Source organism: Cellulomonas cellasea (assembly GCF_006538745.1).
Classification (GTDB): domain Bacteria; phylum Actinomycetota; class Actinomycetes; order Actinomycetales; family Cellulomonadaceae; genus Cellulomonas_A; species Cellulomonas_A cellasea.
Map to the genome: position 1 here is coordinate 87280 of NZ_BJLR01000004.1, position 22017 is coordinate 109296.

Sequence of the window (22017 nt, forward strand, 5' to 3'; positions counted from 1 at the left end):
GGCGCCCACCCCGGTCCGTCGCGCTGCGCGCACCCCGACCGGCGTGGTGGGATGAGCCGCATGGTGGCCCTCGACGTCGTGACCGGCCCGCTCCCCGAGCCGGTCGCCGCCGACGTGCGCCGTGTGGCGGACGCCGCGCACGCCGCCGACGGCGTCGCCCCGCTATCCGAGCAGCCGCTGCTCTGGCTCACCGACCCTGCCGCCGCCGTCCGCCACGTGCTCGCGCGCGACGACGCGGGGGCGCTCGTCGGGTACGCGCAGGTCGACATCGCCGCGACGCCCGTGCCGACCGCCGAGCTCGTCGTCGCGCCGGACGCCCGCCGCGCCGGGACCGGGACCGCGCTGCTCGGCGGCGCCGGCTCGGTCGCCGCCGGGGACGCGCACGGGTCGGTCGCGGTCTGGGCGCACGGCGACCTCCCGGCGGCCCGCGCGCTCGCCGCCCGCCACGGGCTCGTGCCGGTGCGCGAGCTGTGGCAGATGCGCCTCGACCTCGCCTCCGCCCCGCCGGAGGTCGCGGACACCGAGGCACCCCCGCCCACCACCCCCACGCCCGCCCCGCGCCCACTGCCCGACGGCGTGCGCGTCCGCGCGTTCGTCCCGGGCCAGGACGAGGACGCGTGGCTGCGCGTCAACGCGCGCGCGTTCACGGGCCACCCCGAGCAGGGCCGGATGACCCTCGCGGACCTGCGCGCGCGCGAGGCGGAGCCGTGGTTCGACCCGGACGGGCTGCTGCTCGCGGAGCGCGACGGCGCGCTGCTCGCGTCGCTGTGGACCAAGGTGCACGCCCCGGACGCGACGAGCCCCGAGCCGGTCGGCGAGATCTACGCGCTCGGCGTCGACCCCGACGCGCAGGGCCTCGGCCTCGGCGGTGCGCTCACCGGGCTCGCGCTCGAGCACCTCGCGACGCGCGGGCTGCGCACGGTGATCCTGTACACCGAGCGCGAGAACACCGCCGCGGTCCGCACCTACACGCGCGCGGGCTTCGTGCGCAGCGCCGTCGACGTGCTGCTCGGGTCGCCCGCGCGCACGGAGCCCCCCATGGACCGCACGGACCCCACGGTCCCGACGAACCCGCCGGACACCCCCGGTTCACCTGCGAGTGGAACGATGGAACGATGACCGACGCCACGCCAGCACGCCGCACGCGCACGACCCGCACGACCCGCGCCGCGTCCGCGGCCGCCGCGGCCGCCGCGGTGGTCGAGGCACCGGACGACGCCGCGACCCTCGCCGAGGCCACGCGCGCGGTCCCGCTGCCCCCGGCCGACCCGGCGGAGGCGCCGGTCGACCACGTCACGGGCCGTCCCGGGCCGCGCCCGCTGCCGCCCGAGCTCGCCGCGCACATCGCGGAGCACATCGCCGACGAGCCCGCCTCCGTGCACGCCGAGTCGCCCGAGGACGGGCCGCTGCCCGACGACCGGTTCCTCGACCGGGAGATCAGCTGGCTCGCGTTCAACCAGCGCGTGCTCGAGCTCGCCGAGGACCCCGACCAGCCGCTGCTGGAGCGCGTGCGCTACCTCGCGATCTTCGCCTCGAACCTCGACGAGTTCTTCATGGTCCGCGTCGCGGGCCTCAAGCGCCGCATCGCGACGGGCCTCGCCGTGACCGCGGCGTCGGGCCTGAGCCCCCGGCAGGTGCTCGAGGCGATCAGCGTGCGCGCGCACGAGCTCATGGCGCGGCACGCCCGCTGCTTCACCGAGCAGGTCCAGCCGGCGCTCGCTGCCGAGGGGATCACGCTCGCGCGCTGGGACGAGCTCGGCGACGACGAGCAGGAGCGCCTGCACAAGTTCTTCCGCAAGCAGATCTTCCCGGTGCTGACGCCGCTCGCGGTCGACCCCGCGCACCCCTTCCCGTACATCTCGGGGCTCTCGCTCAACCTCGCCGTCGTCGTGCTCAACCCGCAGACGGGCAAGGAGCACTTCGCGCGCGTCAAGGTCCCGCCGCTGCTCCCCCGGTACATCGCCGTCGACGCGCGGGGCCGCCCGAGCAACCAGGCCGCCGCCGTCGAGATGGGCCCGACGCAGTTCGTGCCGCTCGAGGACGTGATCTCCCAGCACCTCGACCACCTGTTCCCCGGCATGGAGGTCATCGAGCACCACACGTTCCGGGTCACGCGCAACGAGGACGTCGAGGTCGAGGAGGACGACGCCGAGAACCTCCTGCAGGCCATGGAGAAGGAGCTCCTGCGCCGCCGCTTCGGCCCGCCGGTGCGCCTCGAGCTCGCCGACGGGATCTCCCCGCGCATCCGCGACCTGCTCGTGCGCGAGCTCGGCGTCGTCGACGAGGAGGTCTACGAGCTGCCCGCGCCGCTCGACCACACGGGCCTCAACCTCGTGGCCGACCTCGACCGCCCGGCGCTGCAGAACCCGCGCTTCGCGGGCTCGACGCACCGGTACCTCGCGGAGGTCGAGAGCGCGTCGGCCAGCGACGCGTTCGCGGCGATCCGCCGCCGCGACATCCTGCTGCACCACCCGTACGACTCGTTCTCGACATCGGTGCAGACGTTCCTGCAGCAGGCCGCCGCGGACCCGCACGTGCTCGCGATCAAGCAGACGCTGTACCGGACGTCGGGCGACTCCCCGATCGTCGACGCGCTGATCGACGCGGCCGAGGCGGGCAAGCAGGTCCTCGCGCTCGTCGAGATCAAGGCCCGGTTCGACGAGCAGGCCAACATCTCGTGGGCCCGCAAGCTCGAGCAGGCCGGCGTGCACGTGGTCTACGGCATCGTCGGGCTCAAGACGCACTGCAAGCTGAGCCTCGTCGTGCGCCAGGAGCCCGACGGGCTGCGCCGCTACTGCCGCATCGGCACGGGCAACTACAATCCGAAGACCGCGCGGCTCTACACCGACCTCGGGCTGCTCACGGCCGACCCGGACGTCGGCCAGGACCTCACGCGCCTGTTCAACCAGCTCTCCGGGTACGCGCCCAAGTCGCGCTTCCACCGGCTCCTCGTCGCGCCGCGCTCGGTGCGCTCGGGGCTCGTCGAGCGGATCGACCGCGAGGCCGCCGCCGCGCGCGCCGGCAAGCCCGCGTGGATCAAGATCAAGGTCAACTCGATGGTCGACGAGGCCGTCATCGACGCCCTGTACCGCGCGTCGCAGGCCGGCGTCCCCGTCGACCTCGTCGTGCGCGGGATCTGCGCGGTGCGCCCCGGGGTCCCCGGCCTCAGCGAGACGATCCGCGTGCGGTCGATCCTCGGGCGATTCCTCGAGCACGCGCGCATCTTCGCGTTCGCGGCGTCCGACGGCATCCCGTCCTCGCGCAGCTCGCAGCCCGACGAGGAGGGGCCCGAGGTGTTCATCGGCTCCGCGGACCTCATGCACCGCAACCTCGACCGCCGCGTCGAGGCGCTCGTGCGGCTCGCGGACCCCGACCAGACCGCGGAGCTCGTGAGCCTGCTCGACGAGTCGATGGACGACGGCACGTCGACCTGGCACCTCGAGGCCGACGGGACGTGGACCCGGCACCACATGGGCCCCGACGGCGCGCCGCTGCTCGACCAGCAGACCGCGCTCATCCAGCGTCAGCGGCGCCGTCCGGGAGCCTCCCGGTGAGCCGGTGAGCACGACGACGAGGCACGCCTCGGACACGACCGTCGAGGCGGCGGGGGCGCTGGTGTGGCGCGTGCGCCAGGAGCGGCTCCAGCTCGCCCTCGTGCACCGGCCCCGCTACAAGGACTGGTCGTGGCCCAAGGGCAAGCTCGAGGGCGACGAGACCCCCGCGGTGGCCGCGGTCCGCGAGGTGGCCGAGGAGACGGGGAGCGACGTCGTGCTCGGGCGGCGCCTGCCCGGGCTCGAGTACCGGATCTCCGACGGGCGCCTCAAGCGCGTGCACTACTGGGCGGCGCAGGTCGCCGGCCGGCCCGACGGCCCCGCGCTGCTCGCCCGCCCGCCGGTCCCGCGGGCGTCGCGCGACGAGATCGACGCGGTGCGCTGGGTGGACGCCGAGGTGGCCCGCAAGAAGCTCACGCGCGCCGAGGACCGCGAGCCGCTCGACGTGCTGCTCGCGGAGCACGCGAAGGGCCGGCTCGACACGCGCGCAGTCGTCGTCGCGCGGCACGGGCAGGCGCGCAAGCGCAGCAGCTGGCCCGGCAGCGAGGACGACCGCCCGCTCACGCGGACCGGCCAGGAGCAGGCCGAGCAGCTCGTGCCCGTGCTCTCGGCGTTCGGGGTCACCGACCTCGTGACGAGCCACTGGGCCCGCTGCGCGCAGACCCTCGCGCCGTACGCCGCCGCGACCCACCTCGAGCCGCGGCTCGCCGCCGAGCTGACCGAGTCACGCCACGAGGACTCCCCCGCGCGCGTCGCCGCGCTCGTCGGGACGCTGCTCGGGTCGCGGCGCGACGTCGTGCTGTGCACGCACCGCCCGGTGCTGCCGACCGTGCTCGACGTGCTCGCGCAGCACTCGCGCCGCTCGGTGGCCGACGAGCTGCCGCACGAGGACCCGTTCCTGCGGCCCGGCGAGATGCTCGTGGCGCACGTGGTGGACTCGGCCAAGGGCCCGCGGCTCGTGGCCACGGAGCGGCACACGCCCGTCCGCCACGACTGAGCCGGCCCGCGCCCGCGCGCTCCGACCTCGGCGCCCGCCGGCCGAGCGCTCAGCGCTCAGTTGAGGATCGGGCTCAGGATCCAGAAGATGACCGCGGCGACGAGGGCGGCGGCCGGGATGGTCAGGACCCACGCGGCGCCGATGTTCTTCGCGACGCCCCAGCGCACGGCCGAGAGCCGCTTCGTCGCGCCGACGCCCATGATCGCCGAGGTGATCGTGTGCGTCGTCGAGACCGGCGCGTGCAGCGCGAACGCGTTGACGTAGAGCACGATCGCCGCGACCGACTCCGCGACGAAGCCGCGCGCCGGGTCGAGCTCGATGATCTTGCGCCCGAGCGTGCGCATGATGCGCCACCCGCCCGCGTACGTGCCCGCCGAGATCGCGGCCGCGGCGGAGAGCTTGACCCAGAGCGGGATGCCGTCCTCGGGCCGGGCCCAGCCGACCGAGAGCAGCGCGAGGAAGATCACGCCCATCGTCTTCTGCGCGTCCTGCAGGCCGTGGCCGAGCGCCATCGCGGCGGCCGAGGCCGTCTGCGCGAGGCGGAACCGCCGCGTCGTCTTCGCCGGGGCGTTGTTCCGGACGATCCACAGCACGCCGACCATGATGAAGAACGCGAGCCCGAAGCCCACGAGCGGCGAGATGATCATCGGCAGGACGACCTTGTCGACGATCGCCGACCAGTAGATGCCCAGACCGGAGGCGACCCCGGCGCCGACGAGCCCGCCGATGAGCGCGTGCGTCGAGGACGACGGCAGCCCGAACCACCACGTGATGAGGTTCCACGTGATCGCCCCGACGAGCGCGCACAGCACGACGACGAGCGCGAAGTGCGAGGTCGGGGCCCCGTCGAGGTTGACGATCTCCTTGGCGATCGTCTCGGCGACCTCGGTGCCCAGCAGCGCGCCGGCGAAGTTCATCACCGCGGCCATGATGAGCGCCGCGCGCGGCGTCAGCGCGCGCGTCGAGACCGAGGTCGCGATGGCGTTCGCCGCGTCGTGGAAGCCGTTGGTGTAGTCGAAGCCGAGCGCGAACGCGACGACGACGATGACGAGCGCAGTCTCCACCGGAGCTCAGGACTCCTTGAGCGCGATGGTCTCGACCATGTTCGCGACCTTCTCGAAGCCGTCGGCGGCGTCCTCGAGCTTCTCGACGACCTCTTTCAGCTTCATGAGCTGGATGGGGTCGGTGATCTCGTCGAACATCTGCGCGAGGAGCTTGCGGTGGACCTTGTCCGCCTGGTTCTCGAGACGGTTGATCTCGATCCAGTAGTCGGACAGGTTCTCCATCGAGCGCAGCCGGGGCATGGCCTCGGCGGTGAGCTCCGCGGCGCGCTGCAGCACCTGGACCTGGTCGGAGACGCGGGCCGGCAGACCGTCGAGCTTGTAGAGCACGATCAGGTCGGCGGCCTCCTCCATGAAGTCCATGCAGTCGTCCAGCGCCGACGCCAGGTTGTAGATGTCGTCGCGGTCGAACGGCGTCACGAACGTCTGGTTGAGCCGACGCATGATCGTGTGGGTCGCCTCGTCCGCGAGGTGCTCGGCGTCGCTGATGCGCTTGCCGATCTCCTTGCGGGTCGGGCGGTCGGCTCCGAGGAGCTCCCCGAGCAGGTTGGCGCCGGTGACCAGATGAGCCGCCGATGCTGCGAGGAGGTCGAAGAACGAGGTGTCGCGCGGGGTCAGGCGCAGGCGCACGGGAGGCTCCGGTGAAGGGGACGCATGTCGCAGACAGGCTAGGGCAACGCTCGGGTGAACACGCAACCCTGGATCTGTACAGCACGCGACGTCGCGGTGGGAGATGAGTGACGCCGGGCCGGGAGCGCCTGTCGGCGCGAAGGCCGCTCGAGGCGGCTTCATGTGGAGCCCGGGGCTACCGCGACCCGGCGTCGGGAACAACTGTACGCCCGTCCGTCTGGGCCCACGCTGTGACGAGACCCACGCCCGGCGGTGCCCCGAAGGGCGGCCAGGCCGCCGGGGGACGACCGCTGCGGGGACCCACGACCGCGCGACCAGGGACGACGCGCAGCCGCGCGCGTGTCACCCGGATGCCGCGGGCCGGGCACCCCCACGGGTGACCCGGCCCACGTCGCACGGCCCGCGACGGCTCACCGCTCGCGGCGCAGCCTCCTGCGGACCGGCACCCAGACCCGCGTCGCGACCAGCCGGATCCGGACGACGAGGCGCCCGGCCCACGGGAACTCGGCCGCGAGCACCGCGACGCCCGCGAACATCACGAGCAGGCCCGGCCCGGGGAGCACGAGCATCGCGGCGCCGGCGAGCAGCAGCACCGAGCCGACCACGACGACGAGCGGGAGGCGCACCGGGCGCGGCAGCCCCGTGAGCCACGCCCGCACGGAGCCGAGCGCGCCGTCGTGCTCGTGGGCGCCGTGGGCTTCGTCGTGCGCGGGCCCGCGCGGGGTGCCGTCGGTCCCGTGCCCGCGGGCAGCGCCGTCGTCCCCGTGCTCGCGGCGCGCGCCGTCGGGTCCGTGCGGCCCCCGGACGCCGTCGTCGGGCACGCCGGGCCGGACCTCGGGCCCGGTCACTCGAGCCGCTCCGCGCGCCACAGCGCCGCGGCGTGCTCGAGCTCCTCGGCGGTCCGCACGAGCGAGGACGCGCCGCGCGTCAGGCGGTGCGCCGCGTCCTCGTCGGTCCCCTCGAGGTGGTCGGCGTCGAACGCCGCGCCCGTCGCGAGGACCCGGCAGAACGCCGCGCCGCGCTCGAGCGCGACCGCGAGGTCCCCGGTGTACACGCCTGAGAGGACCGCGTCGGCGAGGTCGCGCAGGTCGTTCGGCCCGGGCGGGCTCGCGACGCCGGCGACGACGTCGTGCACCGGGGCCGCCTCGACGCCCAGGCGGTACCGCTCGGCGAGCGTCTGCGGGTCGCGGCGGACCCACTCGCGCAGCACGTACAGCCGCCAGAGCGCGCCGGGCAGCGTCCCCGCGGGGCTGTCCGCCCACATCGCGGCGACGACGTCGAGCCCCTCCGCCTCCACGAGGCTCACGAGCCGGGCCACGAGCGCGGGGTCGTCGCCGGCGCTGCGGCCCTGGTGCACGATCGCGCCGGCCGTGGTGTGCGCGATCTCGGAGCGCAGCGCGGGGTCGATGTCGCCGGGGAGCTCGTCGGCCTGTCGGGGGTCGAGCATCGCCGGGCGTCGTGGACGCCTCGCCGCGCCGTCTGAGGTGGTCATCGTTAGATTGTCAGACAGGTCGATCCTGCAGCGCACGTCGTCAGCGAGGACGGTTCCCGCGCCGCCGCCCGTGATCGGCCAGCGAGGGAAAGGGCGTCGCCATGTCGTCATCCGCTGCACGACCGTCGCAGGGCTCGGCAGGGGCGTCGGGCCGTCACCCGTCGCACGGCAAGGCGGTGGGCCTCGCGGTCGCCGCGGCGGTCGGCGGGTTCCTCTTCGGCTTCGACAGCTCCGTGATCAACGGCGCGGTCGAGGCGATCGAGGGCGAGTTCGCGCTCAGCGCCGCCGTGACCGGCTTCGCGGTCGCCGTCGCGCTCCTCGGCTGCGCGCTCGGCGCCTGGGGTGCCGGGCGCCTGGCCGACCGCTGGGGCCGCACCAAGGTGATGCTGCTCGGGTCGGTGCTGTTCTTCGTGTCCTCGATCGGGGCGGCGTTCGCGTTCTCCGTCTACGACCTCATCCTGTGGCGCGTCGTCGGCGGCCTCGGCATCGGGATCGCGTCCGTGATCGCCCCCGCGTACATCGCCGAGATCGCGCCGGCCGCGATGCGCGGACGCCTCGGCTCGCTCCAGCAGCTCGCGATCACGATCGGCATCTTCGCGGCCCTGCTCTCCGACGCGGTGTTCGCCAACACCGCGGGCGGGGCCGCCGAGCCGTCCCTCTTCGGGCTCGACGCGTGGCGCTGGATGTTCCTCGTCGCCGTCGTCCCGGCCGCGATCTACGGTGTCCTGGCCCTGCGGATCCCCGAGTCCCCGCGCTTCCTGGTCGCCGCCGGCCGCAAGGACGAGGCCGTCGCGGTCCTGCGCTCGGTCTCGGGTGCCGACGAGGACCCCGTCGAGCGCGTGCACCAGATCGAGCAGACGATCGCGGCCGACAAGGCGCTCGCCCAGCAGGCGAGCCTGCGCGGGCCCGTGCTCGGGCTCCTGCCCATCGTGTGGGTCGGCATCCTGCTGTCGGTCTTCCAGCAGTTCGTCGGGATCAACGTGATCTTCTACTACTCGGTCACGCTGTGGCAGGCCGTCGGGTTCGACGAGTCGGACTCGTTCGTCGTGACCGTGGCCACGTCCGTGACGAACGTCCTCGTGACGTTCATCGCGATCGGGCTCGTCGACCGGGTGGGCCGCCGTCCGATCCTGCTGACGGGCTCCGCGGGCATGGCGATCTCGCTCGGCCTCATGGCGCTCGCGTTCACGAACGCGACCGGCAGCGGCAAGGACGTGCAGCTCGACGCCCCGTGGGGCACCGTCGCGCTCGTCGCCGCGAACGCGTTCGTCGTCTTCTTCGGGGCGTCGTGGGGCCCGATCGTCTGGGTGCTCCTGGGCGAGATGTTCCCGAACCGGATCCGCGCCGCCGCGCTCGGCGTCGCCGCCGCGTGCCAGTGGATCGCGAACTTCCTGATCACCGTCTCGTTCCCGCCGATGCTCGAGCAGTTCGGCGCGACCGGGCCCTACCTGATGTACGCGATCTTCGCGGCGCTGTCCTTCGTGTTCGTGCTGACCAAGGTCCCCGAGACCAAGGGCATCGCGCTCGAGGACATGGAGGGCGTGTCCCGCACGGGTCGCCGCATCGACACCTGAGCGCCGGGCCGCTCGCGGCTCCCTCGCGCACGACGACGACGCCTGCCCGCCCCCGCTCACGGCAGGGGTCGGGCGGGCGTCGTCGTGCACCGTCGGCGCCGGCACGGCGTGCCGGGCGCGCAACGCGTCAGGCCTTGATCGTCGAGACCATCGAGAGCAGCTCGCCCGAGAGCTCGCGCATCTCGCGCGCCGCGGAGTCGGTGGCCGCCGCGCCGTCCTGCGCCTCGCGGGCCGCGGCCCGCACCGACGAGATCGAGCTCGCGATGCGCTCCGAGCCGGCCGCGGCGCCCGCGACCGCACGCGACATGTGCGCGGTCGTCGCGGACTGCTCCTCGACCGCGGCGGAGATGCTCGCCTGGTACTCCGAGATCGTCCTGATGACGTCCGTCACGCTCGCGAGCTCGGTCGCCGCGCGGCCCGTCTGCGACTGGATGGACCCGACCTGCGCGGTGATCGACTCGGTCGCGGTCGCCGTCTCGCGGGCGAGCTCCTTGACCTCGCTCGCGACGACCGCGAAGCCCTTGCCGGCCTCGCCCGCACGCGCCGCCTCGATGGTGGCGTTGAGCGCGAGGAGGTTGGTCTGCTCCGCGATCGAGGTGATGAGCTTGATGACCTGGCCGATCTCGGCGCTCGCGTCACCGAGGCGCCCGACCGTCTCCTGCGCCGCCGACGCGGCCCGCACGGCGTCGTCCGCGATGAGCGCGGCCTGGCCGGCGTTGTGCGAGATCTCGTTGATCGCCTGGCGCATCTGGTCGGCGCCCGCGGCGACCGTCTGGGCGTCCGCGGTCACGCCGCGGGCCGCCTCGTCGACGATGTCGAGCTGCGTCGCGGTCGTCCCGGCCGCGGCCGTCATCGAGCTGCTCACGCCCGTGAGCCGGTCGGCGGCCTGACGCAGCGCGCCGGCGCTCGTGCGCAGCGTGCGGACCGTCGTCGCCATCCAGTCCACCGTGCCGTTGAGCGCGGTGCCCATCTGGCCGAGCTCGTCGTTGCTCAGCGCCTCCATGCGGCCCGTGAGGTCGCCCGAGTGCACCAGGCGCAGGAACTCGCCGGTGCGCCTCAGCGGGGCGGTCACGCTGACCTGGGCCCACATCGCGAACGCCACGGACGGGACGAGCACGAGCACGGGCACCCAGACGAGCCAGCCGAGCGACGCAAGGGTCGCCGACGCGGCCGCCGTGTCACCGCCCGCGAGCTGCGCCGCCGCCCGGGAGGTCGTGCTGCGGGCCGCCACGCACACGACGACGAGGGCCACGAGGGGGACGAGCACGCCGAGGCGAGCCTTGGTCCGGTTGCTGATCACGCTTCTCCAGTCGTCACGGGTCGCCCTGCGTATCGACCGGAGGAGCGCGGACATGAGCGGTCGGCGCCGAGCCCCGCCGCGACCGGCGACCGGGACCGGCGGTCGGAGGTCGTCGGCCGGCACCAGGGCGACGGCCGGGGTCGACACCAGCGCACCGACCGGCCGTCGGCGTCAGGGGGCCGTGAGGTCCGCCCCGAGGCCGAGGTCCGCGACGCGCACCGGCTGCCCCGTGAGCATCGACTGGTTGGCCGCGATGCCGACCGACACCGCGCGCACGCCGTCGAGGAAGCCCGCCGGACGCCCCAGGGGGTCGGGCGACGGGCCGCGGAAGACGTCCGACAGCAGGATCGCGTCGCCGCCGCCGTGGCTGCCCTCGCCGACCGGGATCGGGTGCTCGGTCGCGCGCTCCCAGTGCCGCTGCACGAGCAGGCGCTCGCCCTCGGGCCGGACCGGGTCGGCCGCGGGGCCACCGGGCGTCGCGCTGGGGTCGAGCACCGCGTTGCCCTCGGCGTCGAGCACGACCGCGCCGCGCTCCACGACCTCGAGCTCGGCGCGCCCCGCGGTCCCGTTGACCGTGACCCGGTACCCCTCCCACGGGCTGTGCGCGTTGAGCGAGTACGTCAGCGTCGCGCCTCGGCGGTAGTCGACGAGGACCGCCATGTTGTCCTGGATCGTGACCCCGGGGGCGAAGACGTCCTGGTCGCGGACGTAGCCGTCGTGGTGCTCGGCGTCGAGGTAGAGCGCCTGGAGCCGCGCGTCCTTGGTCAGGTCGAGCGCGAACGGGTCGCCGGCGTTCCCGGTGCCGCGCGCGGGCCGCTCGCCGAGCCCGCGGACCTCGGCGTTCTTGTCGCCGTAGAACCGCAGCGCGCCCGAGGCGTAGACCCGCACCGGCACGTCCGAGAGCCACCAGTTGACCAGGTCGAAGTGGTGGCTCGACTTGTGCACGAGGAGCCCGCCGGAGTGCACCTTCTCGCGGTGCCACCGGCGGAAGTAGTCGGCGCCGTGCACGGTGTCGAGGGCCCACTCGAAGTGCACCGACGTGACCTCGCCGATCACCCCGGACGCGATCACCTCCCGCAGCGCGGTGTTGCGGGGCGAGTACCGGTAGTTGAACGTCATGACGACGTCGCGCCCGGTCCGCGCGATCGCGTCGGTGATGCGGCGGCAGCCGTTCGCGTCGATCGTGAGCGGCTTCTCGACGACCACGTCGGCGCCCGCGTCGAGCACGCGCGCGACGACGTCCGCGTGCGTGTGGTCCGGGCTGGTGACGACGACGGTGTCGACGCGCTGCTCGGCGACCATGCGCTCGAGGTCGGCGGGGGCGTAGCGCGGGAGCGACGCGCCGACGCGGGCGTCGTACCAGTCGGCGCGCGCGGGGTTGGGCTCGCACCAGGCGACGAGCTCTGCGACGTCGGCGTGGTCGCCGAGGACGGCGTCGACGTACATCTGCGCGCGGTGGCCGGTCCCGGCGACGGCGTAGCGGCGGCGCACGGCGGGCTGCGCGGCGGCGGGCTGCGCGGGCGCGGCCTCGGGGGCGTCGGGCCGGGCGACGGCGGGCTGCGGGACGGTGGTCGGCACGTCGGTCACGCGGGTCTCCTCGGCGGCGCCGGACCGTCGCTCCGGGGCGTCGTCGCACCCAGTGGGAAAGCGCGTTCCCGCCGCGCCTCGATCGTAGCCCGCGATCGCCTCGACGTCAGTCGAGCGGGCGCCGCAAGGCGCGCGCGGGCCGCCCGCGCGGGCGCAGCGCGCGCCGGCCGCCCGCACGGCCACCTACCACCGCGCACGCCGACCTCGTCATCGACCGCGTCGCCGCTCCCCCGCGTCTCCTCCGCCCACCAGCCCGCTCCGCGGAGTCGACCCTGCGCCGCTTCGATATCGGTATCGTGGGCGCCGGGTCCGCAGCCGCCGACCGGTCCGGCCGAAGCAGGTCCGGGCGAGGTCGAGACCGACCTCCGGACGCTGCGCCACCTGTGCCCTAGGGTTCTACAACGTTGTTGAAGCGCCGGACGACGAAGCCGGCCACCGTCGAGGAGCTCTGCCCATGCCCGAGCGCCAGCGCGCGACCGTCGTACTCCACCCCGACTTCCGGATCGGCGCCGTCGACCGCCGGATGTTCGGGTCGTTCGTCGAGCACATCGGCCGCGCGGTCTACACCGGCCTCTACGAGCCCGGGCACGCGACCGCCGACGAGCACGGCTTCCGGCGTGACGTCGCGGACCTCACGCGCGAGCTCGGCGTCACCACGGTCCGCTACCCCGGCGGCAACTTCGTCTCCAACTGCGTGTGGGAGGACGGCGTCGGCCCGCGCGAGGAGCGCGAGCCGTTCATCGACCTCGCGTGGCGCACGATCGAGCCCAACCAGGTCGGGACCGACGAGTTCCTCCAGTGGGCCGAGCGCGAGGGCATCGAGCCGATGATGGCGGTCAACCTCGGCACGCGCGGGGTCGCCGCCGCGGCCGCGCTCGTCGAGTACTGCAACGGCGAGGCCGGCTCGAAGTGGGCCGACATGCGGATCGCGAACGGCCGCGAGAAGCCCTACGGCGTGCGCCTGTGGTGCCTCGGCAACGAGATGGACGGCCCCTGGCAGATCGGCCACAAGGACGCGCACGAGTACGGCAGGCTCGCCGCCGAGGCCGGGAAGGCGATGAAGCTCGTCGACCCGGGCATCGAGCTCGTCGCGTGCGGATCGTCCTCGATGCAGATGACGACGTTCGGCTCGTGGGAGCGGACGGTCCTGTCGTACACCTACGACATCGTCGACCACATCTCGATGCACGCGTACTACGAGGACCGCGACGGCGACCGCGCGAGCTTCCTCGGCTCGGGCACCGCGATGGACCGGTTCATCGAGCGGGTCGTCGCCACCGCCGACGCCGTGGGCGCCCAGCGCCGCTCGGACAAGCGGATCACCATCTCGTTCGACGAGTGGAACGTCTGGTACCTCGAGTCCCGGTTCGCCGGCGGCGAGAACCTCCCGCTGCAGCGCGACGCCCCGCGGGTCATCGAGGACGTCTACTCGGCGCTCGACGGCGTCGTGGTCGGCGACCTGCTGGTGACGCTCGTGAACCACGCCGACCGCGTGCCGGTCGCGTGCCTCGCGCAGATGGTCAACGCGATCGCGCCGATCATGACCGAGCCCGAGGGCCCGGCCTGGCGCCAGCCGACGTTCTACCCGTTCGCCGAGACGGCCCGCCTCGCGCGCGGCGTCGCGCTCGACCTGCGCGTCCAGGCACCGTCGGTCACGACCGCGCTGCACGGCGCGGTCCCGCTCGTCACGGCGGCGGCGACGTGGGACGACGTCGACGGGACCGACGGCGCGCTGGCGCTGTTCCTCGTCAACCGGTCCGGCGAGCCGGTCGACGTCGACCTGACCCACCCGGGCCTGCGCGTCGAGCTCACCGGCGGCGTGCAGCTCCTCGCCGACCACGAGCCCGCGGTCGAGGGTCCGGAGCACGCGGCGAAGGTCGCGGCGGCGTGCCTGTCGACGCTCGGCGCCCCGCCCGCCGGCACGGGCGACGGGTCGACGACCGTCACGCTCGCGCCCGAGTCGTGGACCGCGCTGCACGGCACGGCTAGTCGTATCTGACTGCCGTCACAATCGTCATGACAGGAACGTGACGCGTCATTCATCAGACCTCTTACACCCATTGGTGAGGGTTCGATGAGGTTATCCCGGTAAACCTGGGAGAAATCTCCGCGCAATGCTACGTTCGCGTCATGCCCCCTGCCGACACCGTGGTCGACGCCCATGTGCACGTCTGGAATCCCGAGGCCGTGCACTACCCGTGGCTCACCCACGACCTGACCGCGATCGATCGCGTCTTCACGGTCGGCGACGCGGCACCCGAGCTGCGGGAGCAGGGCGTCGGTCACGTCGTGCTCGTCCAGGCGGCCGACAACCGCGCCGACAGCGAGAACATGCTCAACCAGGCGCTGGGCAACCCCGAGGTCGCGGGCGTCGTCGCCTGGGTCCCGCTCGTCTCGCCCGACGACACGGCCGCGCAGCTCGACGCGTGGCGCAGCGAGCCCGTGGTCGGGGTGCGGCACATGGTGCACCTCGAGACGGACCCGAGCTGGCTTCTGCGCGACGACGTCGGCAAGAGCCTCGGCCTGCTCGCGGACCGGCGCATGACGTTCGACGTGAGCGCCGAGACGCCGACGCTGCTCGCGCACGTCACGATGCTCGCGGAGCGGCACCCCGACCTCACGATCGTGCTCGACCACCTCGCGAAGCCGCCGATCGCCGCGCTGCGCTCGGGCCACCGCGCGGTCTGGAACCTCTGGGCGGGCATGATCGCCGAGATCGCCCAGGCGCCCAACGTCGTCGCCAAGGTCTCGGGCCTCAACACCGCGGCCGGGCCCGGGTGGACGGTCGACGACCTGCGGCCCGCCGTCGACCACGCGCTCGAGGTCTTCGGCCCGAGCCGGCTCATGATCGGCAGCGACTGGCCGCTCGCGCTGCTCGCCGCGCGCTCGTACACCGAGGTGTGGACCGCGACCCGCGACACCCTCGGCGGGCTCGACGAGGGCGAGCGGGCCGAGGTGCTCGGCGGGACGGCGACCCGGGTCTACGGTCTGGCGGTCTGACCGCGCGGTCAGAGGGCGACGAGGCCCGCGCCGAGCCGGGCCGGGACGCCTGCGTCGAGCCGGAGCGTGACGCGCGGCCCCTCCCCCGCGCCCTCGCGCACGACAACGGTCGTCGCCCGGTCCCCGACCAGCTCGGCGTGCGTGACCCGGCCCGCCGACCACGTGATCGCGACGGTGACCCCGCCGCGCACCCGCAGCCCGCGCACCGACCCCTCGGCCCACGCGCCGGGCAGCGCGGGCAGCAGGTGCACCTCGCGCACCGCGTCCCCGTCGGACGCGACGGTCCGGTGCCCCTGGACGAGCGTCTCGACGACGCCCGCGGTGAAGCCGAGGTTGCCGTCGACCTGGAACGGCGGGTGCGCGCAGAACAGGTTCCGGTAGACCCCGCCGCCCTCGCCGAACCGCGGGCCCGAGCGGCCCGGAAGGTCGAGGTCCACCGGCGCCAGGAACGCCCGGACGGACGCCTCGACGCCCGCGACGTCCCGCAGCCGCGCGCGCAGGTTCAGCCGCCACGCGAGCGACCACCCCGTCGACTCCGGTCCGCGCGCGTCGAGGCTCGCGACCGCGGCGGCGGCCAGCGCGGGCGCCTGGTCGGGGTCGATCGACGTCCCGGGGTGCACGCGGTAGAGGTGGGACTGGTGGCGGTGCGTCGGCTCGGCGTCCGGCACGTCGGTCAGCCACTCCGCGAGCCGTCCGTCGGCGCCGACGCGCTCCGCGGGGAGCCGGCGCAGGACCTCGCGGATGCGGGCGTCGAGGTCGTCGTCGTCCGCACCGGCGGACCCGGGGGCGTCCGCGGCTGCGGACCCGGTGACGCCGGACGCCTCCCCCGCCGCCCCGCCCGCGAGGACGGCACGGGCGTCGAGCGTGCGCTCGAGCAGGTCGCGGACCATCGCGAGGTCGGAGGTCGTCGACGTCGAGACGGCGGCGGGCAGGCCGTCCGCGGCGACGTACTTGTTCTCCGGGCTGGTGGCCGGGGCGGTGCCGAGCGAGCCGTCGGGCAGCTCGACGAGCCAGTCGAGCACGAAGAGCGCGGCGCCGCGCAGGACGGGCCACGCTCGCTCGAGGAACGCGGCGTCACCGGTGTACTCGTAGTGGTCCCAGACGTGGCGCGAGAGCCAGGCGCCGGCGAGCGGCCACGCGGTCCAGCACGGGTCGCCGTCACCCTCGCCCGCGGGGAGCGAGAAGCCCCACACGTCCGAGTTGTGGTGCGCCGCCCACCCGCGCGCGCCGTACAGCTCGCGCGCGGTGCGGGTGCCCGACGCCGCGAGCGCACCGAGCCACGTGAGCAGCGGCTCGTGGCACTCGGCGAGGTTCGCCCCGAGCGCCGGCCAGTAGTTCATCTCGGTGTTGATGTTGAGCGTGTAGTTGCCGGACCACGGCGGCTGCACGTGCTCGTTCCACAGGCCCTGGAGGCCCATGGGCCGCGTGCCGGGCCGCGAGCCGGCGACCAGGAGGTAGCGGCCGTACTGGAACGCGAGCGCGGCGAGCCCGGGGTCGGCGGCGCCGTCGGCGTGCCGCACGAGACGCTCGTCGGTCGTGAGCCGCGGCGGGTCGCCGGCCGGGCCGAGGACGAGCGCGACGCGGTCGAGCAGCGCCCGGTGCTCCGCGACGTGCTCGGCGCGCAGCCGCTCGTGACCCGCGGCCACCGCGGCGTCGAGCCGCTCCTCGACGGCGGCGCGCAGCCGCTCGACGTCCCCGTGCGGCACCACGCCGGGGCCGCCGAAGTCGGTCGCGGTCGCGAGCAGGACGACGACCTCGCGGGCCCCGCGGACCGCCACCTGCTCGTCGCCGGCCACGACGTCGCCGTCGCTGAGCACGCGCAGCCCCACGACCGCGGTCACGGCGCTGCCCGGCGCGGTACCGCGCTCGACCGGCTCGGGGACGTCCTCGTGCGGCGGCCACACGTGCGACGGCATCCGCGCGGCCGCGACCCAGCCCGCGCCGCGCACCCCGTCGTCGTCCGGGTCGGACGTCGACGTGCGCACGTCGTCGAGCGGGTGGGCCGACGTCACGCTCAGCACGAGGTCGGCGTGCGCCCTCTCGACGACGCGGCGCAGCACGAGCACGCCCGCGGGTGCGCTGACGAAGACCTCCTGCTCCGACGGGACCCCGCCGGACGTCCACGCGTGCCCGGCGACGGCGTCGCGCAGGTCGAGCCAGCGCGCGTAGGACGTCCCGGCACCGGGCGCGGCGGCCGGCTCGTCCGGCCACGCCCGCTCGCCCGGCCCGGGGAGCTGCTCGACCCACAGGTCGACGAGCGGCTGGTACGCCTGCGAGTGGCCGTGCTGCAGGCGCTGGACGTGGCGCTCGGCGGCCCGCACGTCGCCGCGCGCGAGCGCCTCGCGGGCGGCGGCCACGACCGCCGGACCCTCGCCGGGCTCGATCCGCGGCAGGCCCGCGTTCGTCGCGGGCGACCCGGACCAGCACGTGTCGTCGTTGACCTGCACGCGGTCGCGCAGCGGCCCGCCGAAGCACATGGCGCCGATCCGTCCGTTGCCGAGCGGCAGCGCGTCGGTCCACGCGGCCGCCGGTGCCGCGTAGCGCAGGGTCAGGTCGTCGGCGCCGCCGCCCGCCGGGCTCACGCGGGCGTGGGGGCGGACGGGTCGAGCAGGCCGGCCTCGCGCAGCTCGGACCACACGTCGGCGGGGACGTGCGTGCGGAACCGGTCGACGGCGTCGTCGACCTGCCCGGCGGTGCGCGCGCCGACCACGACCGAGACGACGGCGGGGTGCGCCGCCGGGAACGCGAGCGCGGCGTCGGGCAGCGTCACTCCGTGCCGCTCGCACACGTCGGCGATCGCGTGGGCGCGTTCGATCAGCGCGGCGGCCGCGGGCGCGTAGTTGTGGTGCGCCCCCGGGGCCGGGCGCGGCCGGGCGAGGATGCCGGAGTTGTACGGCGCGGCGGCCACGACGGCGACGCTGCGCTCGACGGCGAGCGGCAGGAGGTCGGCGAGCGCGCCCTGCTCGAGCAGCGTGTAGCGCCCCGCGAGCATCACGACGTCGATGTCGGTCTCGCGCACGAACCGCGCGAGCATCGCCGACTGGTTCATGCCCGCGCCGACGGCCCCGAGCACCCCCTCGTCGCGCAGCTCGACGAGCGCGGGCAGCGCCGTCGCGACGGCCTCGTCGCCGAGGTCGTCGGGGTCGTGCAGGTAGGCGACGTCGATGCGGTCGAGGCCCGTGCGCTCGAGGCTCTCCTCGATCGAGCGCCGGATGCCGTCCCGCGTGAGGTCCCAGGCCCGCCGGGTGTCCGCGGGGACGTCGAAGCCCTCGTCGTCGCGCAGGTGCGCGCGCTCGCGGCTCGGGACGAGGCGGCGGCCCACCTTCGTCGAGACCGTGCACTCCTCGCGCGGGTACGCGGCGAGCAGCGCGCCGAGGCGCCGCTCGGACAGCCCGAGCCCGTACGACGGGGCCGTGTCGAGGTAGCGGATGCCCCGCTCCCACGCGCGCGCGACGGCGCCGTGGGCCTCCTCGTCGGTCGTGACGCGACCGAGGTTGCCGAGCTGCGCGGTCCCGAGGCCGAGGCCCGTCACGACCGTCCCCGTGCGCGGGACGACGTGCCGGACGAGCGCCTCCCGGCCGCCCCCGGACTGCCCGTCGTGCGCGCCTGCGCCCGTTGCCGCCATGGGTCCTCCTGCGCGTCGTCGCTGCTCGGCGACCGCCGCGACGGTCCTGCGCGGACCGGCCCCGGCGGGCTGCCGCGACCCTACCAACGGCGCCGCGGGAGCGAGCAGCGACGGCCGCGGGCGGGCGCCGGTCCGGGGTCCGGGCGGTGCGGCCCCGGAGCGGGTGCGGGGCACCGAGGTCGTCATGCATCCTGGAGACGTCGCCCCGGGAAACGACGGGCGTTTCGTCCGTGCACGCCGGGAGAGCCGTGGAACCCGTACCCGAGACCGCCGAGGTCCTCCGGTCCCTCAACCAGACCAGCGAGCGCGACCTCGCGGAGATGATCGACGCCCTCGCGGAGCGCGTCGTCGCGATCGTGCCGAGCTGCGTGGGCCTGAGCGTGAGCCTCGTCGACAGCGGGCTGACGTTCACGCTCGTGGCGACGACGGAGCAGGTCGCCGCGCTCGACGCCGTCCAGTACGTCGCGTCCGGCCCGTGCGTCGAGAGCGCCTCGACGGGCGACGAGATCCAGCTCGACGACGTGCTCGACGAGGCGCGCTGGCAGCACTTCGCCCGGGCCGCCGCGGCGCAGGACGTCCGCAGCACGCTGTCGCTGCCCCTCGCCGCGGGCGGCGGGATCGCCGGGGCCGTCAACCTGTACGCGGCCGACCCGCGCGCGTTCGCCGGGGTAGAGGAGGAGCTGCGGCGCGCGGTCGGCGGGGGCCAGGACCTGGGGGTGTCGAACGCGGACCTGCCGTTCCGGACGCGGGAGAGCGCCCGGGGCGCGACCCGCACGCTCGACGAGCTCGACCTCGTGGAGCAGGCCGTCGGCTTCGTGATGGCGGAGCAGCGGGTCGGGGCGGACGAGGCGCGGCGCCGGCTCACCGACGCCGCCGAGCGCGCCGGGGTGGACGTCCCGAGCGCCGCGCGGGCCCTGATGCTGCGCCGCTGACGCCGCTCAGGACGACGCGCGGACCTGCAGCGTCGCCTCGAAGATCGACTCGGTCACGGGCCGGTCGGGCGCGTCGATCTGCGCGAGCAGGATCGCGACCATCTCGGCGGTCATCTCCTCGATCGGCTGGCGGACGCTCGTGAGCGCCGGCCGGGCGACGGGCGCGAGCGCGCTGTCGTCGAACCCCACGACGGACACGTCCTGCGGCACCCGACGCCCGGCCTCCTCGAGCACGTCGACCGCGCCGAGCGCCATGAGGTCGTTCGCCGCGAACACCCCGTCGAGCGCCGGCTCCCGGGCGAGCAGCGTGCGCATCGCCTCGGCACCGGTCACGAACGAGAAGCCGCCCGGGGCGGTCGCGACGTCGGGCAGGCCGTGGCGCGCGGCCACGTCCCGGAAGCCCGCGAGCCGCTCGTGCGCGGACGGCACGTCCGGCGGGCCCTCGATCACGACGAGCCGGCGCCGCCCCCGGGCGACGAGGTGCTCGGCCGCGAGCGCGCCGCCCTCCCGGTTCCCGACGTCGACGAAGCTCACGGGGAGCGGCGCGGCCGGGTGCGCGAAGATCACGGCGGGCACGCCCGCGTCGACGAGCAGCGGCGCGAGCGGGTCGTCGGGGCGCGTCGAGACGAGCAGCGCGCCGTCGGCGTGACCCTGCTGCAGGTGCCCGAGCACACGGACGCGGTCGGCGTCCGTCTCGGCGAGCATGAGGACGGGGTCGACGTCGCGGGGCCGCAGCGCGCGCAGGATCCCGCCGACCGCGCGGCCGACGAACGGGTCGTGGAAGTCGACCTCGTCCGGGGGGCCGTGGGGCGACGCGGCACCGGCGACCGCGACGACGACGAGCCCCGAGCGCCGGGTCACGAGCGAGCGCGCGGCCCGGTTGGGGACGTAGCCGGTGCGGGCGATCGCGTCCCGGACGAGCTCCTGGAGGTGCTCCGCGACGTCCTGGCGGCCGTTGACGACGCGCGAGACGGTGGCCCGGGAGACCCCGGCGACCCGTGCGACGTCCTCGAGCGTCGGGCGCGCGGCGGACGTCGCGGGGTCGGCCATGCCGGGGACGCTAGCACGCGGGAGAGAACGCTCTCCGGGGGTGGGAGGACGTGTCCCCGGAGGGTGCGGCGCGCGTGTCCCGGCGGTGGGTCAGGACGTGGGCCACCCGCACGCGAGCGCCACGAAGTCGTGCACGAGGCCGCGGAGGTCGTCATCCGCCGTCACGTGGAAGACGTGCTGCGGGACGCCGTCGACGCGGGCGTGCACCCCGAACGCCGTGCCGCGCTTGTCCTCGGCGACGGCGTGCGGGTCGCACCGCGCGGGCACGACGTCGAGGCGGACCGTGCGCGCGCCGCCGGGCGCGGTCGACAGCGCCGCGGTCCACTGCGCGCCGCCCGGCGCCGGGTCGAGCAGGACCGTCCGCTCGACGGCGTCGACCCCGATCTCGGGGCCGCCGGCGCGCGGGGCGAGCGTGAGCTCGACCGTCCCGACCCACCGGCCGTCGGGCTCCTGCCGCGTCGCGAGCTGCGGGCCCAGCGTCAGCGTCCCCCCTCGGGCGACCGCGACCGCGGCGCAGTCCTCGCCGTGGATGCGGGCCAGGTGCCCGTTCGGGTCCTCGGGCGCGACCTCGAGCGTCCCGCGGCGGCCGGCCTCGTCGACGACCTCGAGCCGCACGGTCGCGTCGGCCGTGGTGGTCGTCCCGGTAGGCCCGGACGTCCCGGCCGTGTCGGGTGCGCCGGTCGTGCCCGCCACGTCGGGAGCCGCCGTCGCCCGCGGGGTCGCCCCCGCGCCGGCGTCGCACACCGGGGCACCGAGCGCGACGGAGAGGTCGCGGCGCGTCCCGGCCGGTGCGCGCCGCCCGTCCTCGCTCACGGCGGCTCCCTCGACCGTGGGGCTCGTGAGCCGCGCCCCGACGACATCGAGGTCCGTCGTCCCGTCGTTGTGCACGGCGACCTGCACGACGCGCGCGGCCCGGTCGGTCCGGCTCTGGCGCACCTCGACCCGCAGCGCGGCCAGGACCTCGGGCGGCAGCGGTGCGATCCCCTCGCTCGACGACGTGAGCCCGGCCGGCTGCGGGGGCGACGCGTCGCCCGTGCACCCGACCGTCGTCGCGAGCACGACCGCGCCGGCCACCACGAGCGCAGCCCGGCGCCCGACCGTCACCGTGCGACCCCGACCCATTTCGCCATCCTGGCGCACGAGGCGGCGCGGTGGTGGGGAGGATCGAGGACGAGGCGCACGCGGGCCGCCCGGCGGCACGGGTGCGCGGCCGGGTGC

17 protein-coding genes are annotated in these 22017 nt (G+C 75.2%); 7 read left to right on the top strand and 10 right to left on the bottom strand.

Translation table 11 applies throughout. The annotated features are described in order from the left end of the window. Positions 1-51 precede the first annotated feature (51 nt). Genes mshD through CCE01nite_RS02240 form a run of 3 tightly spaced genes read left to right on the top strand, consistent with a single transcriptional unit; the run spans position 52 to position 4548 of the window. On the top strand, positions 52-1119 hold the full coding sequence (gene mshD / locus CCE01nite_RS02230; protein WP_307722708.1) for a mycothiol synthase: 1068 nt from the start codon (positions 52-54) through the stop codon (positions 1117-1119). Then, a complete protein-coding gene (locus CCE01nite_RS02235; protein ID WP_246056291.1) occupies positions 1116-3554 on the top strand; it encodes an RNA degradosome polyphosphate kinase in 2439 nt (812 codons plus the stop codon). Before mshD ends, CCE01nite_RS02235 begins: the two co-directional genes overlap by 4 nt. 4 nt (positions 3555-3558) lie before the next feature. After that, positions 3559-4548 (top strand): NUDIX hydrolase, encoded by a 990-nt coding sequence (locus tag CCE01nite_RS02240; RefSeq protein ID WP_034634450.1) that lies wholly within the window; start codon positions 3559-3561, stop codon positions 4546-4548. A 56-nt stretch (positions 4549-4604) separates the two neighbouring features. Here CCE01nite_RS02240 and CCE01nite_RS02245 read toward each other — a convergent pair whose 3' ends face one another. From CCE01nite_RS02245 to CCE01nite_RS02260, 4 genes are all read right to left on the bottom strand, one after another. Next, entirely contained in the window at positions 4605-5612 is a 1008-nt protein-coding gene (locus CCE01nite_RS02245) for an inorganic phosphate transporter (protein ID WP_034634452.1), read from the bottom strand. A gap of 6 nt (positions 5613-5618) precedes the next feature. Continuing rightward, entirely contained in the window at positions 5619-6239 is a 621-nt protein-coding gene (locus CCE01nite_RS02250) for a DUF47 domain-containing protein (protein WP_034634454.1), read from the bottom strand. A 410-nt stretch (positions 6240-6649) separates the two neighbouring features. Further along, positions 6650-7087, bottom strand: a complete 438-nt coding sequence (locus CCE01nite_RS21690) for a PGPGW domain-containing protein (protein ID WP_052104432.1) — start codon at positions 7085-7087, stop codon at positions 6650-6652. Next, positions 7084-7686, bottom strand: a complete 603-nt coding sequence (locus CCE01nite_RS02260; protein ID WP_034634456.1) for a hypothetical protein — start codon at positions 7684-7686, stop codon at positions 7084-7086. The genes CCE01nite_RS21690 and CCE01nite_RS02260 overlap by 4 nt, the downstream gene beginning before the upstream one ends. Before the next feature lie 146 nt (positions 7687-7832). Here CCE01nite_RS02260 and CCE01nite_RS02265 point away from each other — a divergent pair, with 146 nt between their 5' ends. Further along, complete coding sequence (locus tag CCE01nite_RS02265) at positions 7833-9305, top strand: sugar porter family MFS transporter (RefSeq protein ID WP_084142932.1); 1473 nt, start codon at positions 7833-7835, stop codon at positions 9303-9305. Between the two features lie 127 nt (positions 9306-9432). On the opposite strand, the gene CCE01nite_RS02270 is transcribed toward CCE01nite_RS02265, so the two are convergent. Then, complete coding sequence (locus CCE01nite_RS02270) at positions 9433-10605, bottom strand: methyl-accepting chemotaxis protein (protein WP_052104433.1); 1173 nt, start codon at positions 10603-10605, stop codon at positions 9433-9435. Between the two features lie 171 nt (positions 10606-10776). Beyond that, complete coding sequence (locus CCE01nite_RS02275; protein WP_371861005.1) at positions 10777-12192, bottom strand: Gfo/Idh/MocA family protein; 1416 nt, start codon at positions 12190-12192, stop codon at positions 10777-10779. Positions 12193-12646: 454 nt separating this feature from the next. On the opposite strand from CCE01nite_RS02275, the gene arfA reads away from it, so the two are divergent. Further along, a complete protein-coding gene (gene arfA, locus CCE01nite_RS02280; RefSeq protein WP_034630887.1) occupies positions 12647-14191 on the top strand; it encodes an arabinosylfuranosidase ArfA in 1545 nt (514 codons plus the stop codon). Between the two features lie 131 nt (positions 14192-14322). Then, entirely contained in the window at positions 14323-15192 is an 870-nt protein-coding gene (locus CCE01nite_RS02285; protein WP_034630885.1) for an amidohydrolase family protein, read from the top strand. An 8-nt stretch (positions 15193-15200) separates the two neighbouring features. Here the strand turns inward: CCE01nite_RS02285 and CCE01nite_RS02290 are convergent, their stop codons facing one another. Together CCE01nite_RS02290 and CCE01nite_RS02295 are read right to left on the bottom strand one after the other, a co-directional pair. Further along, a complete protein-coding gene (locus tag CCE01nite_RS02290) occupies positions 15201-17774 on the bottom strand; it encodes a glycoside hydrolase family 95 protein (RefSeq protein ID WP_052104197.1) in 2574 nt (857 codons plus the stop codon). Further along, positions 17771-18817: an aldo/keto reductase gene (locus CCE01nite_RS02295; RefSeq protein ID WP_084142731.1), complete on the bottom strand. Its 1047-nt coding sequence runs from the start codon at positions 18815-18817 to the stop codon at positions 17771-17773. The genes CCE01nite_RS02290 and CCE01nite_RS02295 overlap by 4 nt, the downstream gene beginning before the upstream one ends. Before the next feature lie 248 nt (positions 18818-19065). Here CCE01nite_RS02295 and CCE01nite_RS02300 point away from each other — a divergent pair, with 248 nt between their 5' ends. Continuing rightward, complete coding sequence (locus CCE01nite_RS02300) at positions 19066-19749, top strand: GAF and ANTAR domain-containing protein (protein WP_034630882.1); 684 nt, start codon at positions 19066-19068, stop codon at positions 19747-19749. Positions 19750-19755: 6 nt separating this feature from the next. On the opposite strand, the gene CCE01nite_RS02305 is transcribed toward CCE01nite_RS02300, so the two are convergent. Both CCE01nite_RS02305 and CCE01nite_RS02310 read right to left on the bottom strand, forming a co-directional pair. Next, the gene (locus CCE01nite_RS02305; RefSeq protein WP_034630879.1) at positions 19756-20799 is read right to left on the bottom strand and encodes a LacI family DNA-binding transcriptional regulator; all 1044 of its coding nucleotides are present in this window, start codon (positions 20797-20799) and stop codon (positions 19756-19758) included. 90 nt (positions 20800-20889) lie between these two features. Beyond that, on the bottom strand, positions 20890-21921 hold the full coding sequence (locus CCE01nite_RS02310; protein WP_034630875.1) for a hypothetical protein: 1032 nt from the start codon (positions 21919-21921) through the stop codon (positions 20890-20892). Positions 21922-22017: the final 96 nt, after the last annotated feature.

Bases quoted from the DNA above. Each gene is read 5' to 3' on its own strand.
- mshD (WP_307722708.1), top strand. From the start codon at position 52: ATGAGCCGCATGGTGGCCCTCGACGTCGTGACCGGCCCGCTCCCCGAG.
- CCE01nite_RS02235 (WP_246056291.1), top strand. From the start codon at position 1,116: ATGACCGACGCCACGCCAGCACGCCGCACGCGCACGACCCGCACGACC.
- CCE01nite_RS02260 (WP_034634456.1), bottom strand. From the start codon at position 7,686: ATGCTCGACCCCCGACAGGCCGACGAGCTCCCCGGCGACATCGACCCC.
- CCE01nite_RS02265 (WP_084142932.1), top strand. From the start codon at position 7,833: ATGTCGTCATCCGCTGCACGACCGTCGCAGGGCTCGGCAGGGGCGTCG.
- arfA (WP_034630887.1), top strand. From the start codon at position 12,647: ATGCCCGAGCGCCAGCGCGCGACCGTCGTACTCCACCCCGACTTCCGG.
- CCE01nite_RS02285 (WP_034630885.1), top strand. From the start codon at position 14,323: ATGCCCCCTGCCGACACCGTGGTCGACGCCCATGTGCACGTCTGGAAT.
- CCE01nite_RS02295 (WP_084142731.1), bottom strand. From the start codon at position 18,817: ATGGCGGCAACGGGCGCAGGCGCGCACGACGGGCAGTCCGGGGGCGGC.
- CCE01nite_RS02305 (WP_034630879.1), bottom strand. From the start codon at position 20,799: ATGGCCGACCCCGCGACGTCCGCCGCGCGCCCGACGCTCGAGGACGTC.
- CCE01nite_RS02310 (WP_034630875.1), bottom strand. From the start codon at position 21,921: ATGGGTCGGGGTCGCACGGTGACGGTCGGGCGCCGGGCTGCGCTCGTG.